Below are 2230 nucleotides of genomic sequence, written 5' to 3'. Positions count from 1 at the left end.
ATCCTGACCGAGGTCAGCGGTACGATCAAATTCGGTGACATCAACGACAAGACCATGCAGGAGAAGGTCGATGAGCGGACCGGTCTATCGACCCGGGTCATCATCGACTTCCGCGACCCCAATGTTCGGCCCCGCGTCTCCATCAAGGACGATAATGGACGAACGACCAAGCTGCCCAGCGGGCTTGACGCACGCTATACGCTGCCGGTCGGCGCCCATATCAATATCGTCGAGGGCCAGCAGGTCGAAGCCGGTGACGTACTGTCCAAGATCCCGCGCGAAACAACAAAGACGAAAGATATCACGGGCGGCCTGCCTCGGGTGGCCGAGCTGTTTGAAGCCCGTAAACCCAAGGAGTTTGCCGTCATCAGTGAGATCGAGGGCCAAGTGGCTTTCGGCAAAGATACCAAGGGCAAGCGGAAAGTGGTCATCACGCCGGATGTGGGAGAGCCGCGCGAGTATCTCATCCCGCGCGGCAAACATATCAGTGTCCGCGAGGGCGACTACGTCCGAGCCGGTGAACCCTTGATGGACGGCTCCTCCAATCCGCACGATATCCTCGGCGTGCTCGGAGAAAAAGAACTCGCCAAATCGCTGGTCGATGCCGTTCAGGAGATCTATCGCCTGCAGGGCGTGCGGATCCACGACAAGCACATCGAGGTCATTGTCCGCCAGATGATGCGCCGGGTCACCGTTACCCAGGTCGGCGACTCCGATTTTCTGGTTGGCGAGCAGGTCGAAAAATGGCGATTCCAGGAGGAGACCGAAAAGGTCGTGGCCGAGCAGGGGCAGCCGCCCGAGGCGAAATCGCTCCTGATGGGGATCACCAAGGCCAGTCTGTCGACCGACAGCTTTATTTCCGCAGCCTCCTTCCAGGAGACGACCAAGGTGCTGACCGAAGCCGCCATCAACGGGAAGGTCGATACGCTGCTGGGGCTCAAGGAAAACGTCATTATGGGACGGCTGATTCCAGCCGGGACCGGCAACCCCAGCTATACCCAGATTGAGGCCGAGAGTGTCGAAGCCGCGATTGAAGAACAGGCCGAACTGCCGCCGCTGGTCGAGGCCTCCTAAGCAGGCCTAGCCCAAGACATGGAGAAGGAATGCCGACAATTCAGCAACTCGTCCGAAAAGGCCGTGAGCAGCAGCGGAAAAAGCTGACCGCGCCGGCCCTGCAAGCCTGCCCGCAGCGTCGTGGGGTGTGTACCCGGGTGTACACCACGACGCCGAAAAAGCCCAACTCGGCCCTCAGAAAAGTTGCCCGGGTGCGGCTGACGAATGGGATTGAAGTCACGGCCTATATCCCAGGTATCGGGCATAACCTCCAGGAACACTCGGTCGTCCTCATTCGTGGCGGGCGGGTGAAGGACTTGCCCGGCGTGCGGTACCATATCGTACGTGGAACCCTCGACTCGATCGGGGTCCAGGAACGCAAGCAGAGCCGCTCCAAATACGGAGCAAAGCGGCCGAAATAAGAAGACGAGGTAAGAATGCCACGCAAAGGACCAGCCCCAAGGCGAGAAGTGCTGCCCGACCCCAAATATCACGATACGACGGTGTCGAAGTTCGTGAATATGATGATGCAGAATGGCGCAAAAGGGGTGGCCGAGAAAATGCTGTACGATGCGATGGAGCTGAGCGCAACACGCAGTGGCGAAGAGGCTCTGGAGATCTTCAAGAAGGCTTTGGAAAACGTGAGGCCCGTTGTCGAGGTGCGCTCGCGACGGGTCGGCGGAGCGACCTACCAGGTGCCTGTCGAGGTCCGTCAGGTCCGACGCAACTCTCTGGCCATGCGCTGGCTGGTCCAGTCGGCGCGCGGCAGACCAGAGAAAGGGATGAAAGAAAAGCTCGCCGCAGAGCTGTATGAAGCCTCACAGAACAGAGGTGGGGCGGTAAAAAAACGGGAAGATACGCATCGGATGGCAGAGGCCAACAGAGCATTTGTCCACTATCGGTGGTAAAAGCGGGGAAACGCGGGCTGTTTCATACCGGCTTGGTCCACAGGCCGGTTGACTCTTGCGAAATAGTCCGTACAATTGCCACCTCCTGAGTGGAGCGCTGGGAAGAGAGCAGGGGATACGAAACGACCGCTGAGCGAAGACCATCCCACCTCACCTCTGTCACACAGATCCCTCCCAGATTACGACGAACTTTCAGCAGCGAAGGAGCGAGAGACATGGCGAAGGAGCGGTTTGAGCGGAGTAAGCCGCACGTGAACGTGGGGACGATC

At 59.1% G+C, this 2230-nt stretch carries 3 protein-coding genes; all 3 read left to right on the top strand.

Translation table 11 applies throughout. From position 1 onward, the window contains the following. Positions 1-1074 (top strand): DNA-directed RNA polymerase subunit beta' (locus tag J4F42_20455; protein ID MCE2487893.1); only part of this gene is annotated, 1074 nt, incomplete at its 5' end. A 29-nt stretch (positions 1075-1103) separates the two neighbouring features. Then, entirely contained in the window at positions 1104-1475 is a 372-nt protein-coding gene (rpsL, locus tag J4F42_20450; protein ID MCE2487892.1) for a 30S ribosomal protein S12, read from the top strand. A 15-nt stretch (positions 1476-1490) separates the two neighbouring features. Further along, positions 1491-1961 (top strand): 30S ribosomal protein S7, encoded by a 471-nt coding sequence (gene rpsG, locus J4F42_20445; protein MCE2487891.1) that lies wholly within the window; start codon positions 1491-1493, stop codon positions 1959-1961. The last annotated feature ends 269 nt before the right edge of the window (positions 1962-2230 follow it).

The sequence above is a fragment of the Desulfurellaceae bacterium genome (genome assembly GCA_021296095.1).
Lineage (GTDB): Bacteria > Desulfobacterota > Binatia > Bin18 > Bin18 > JAAXHF01.
This window is presented reverse-complemented; position numbering and strand designations above follow the sequence as displayed.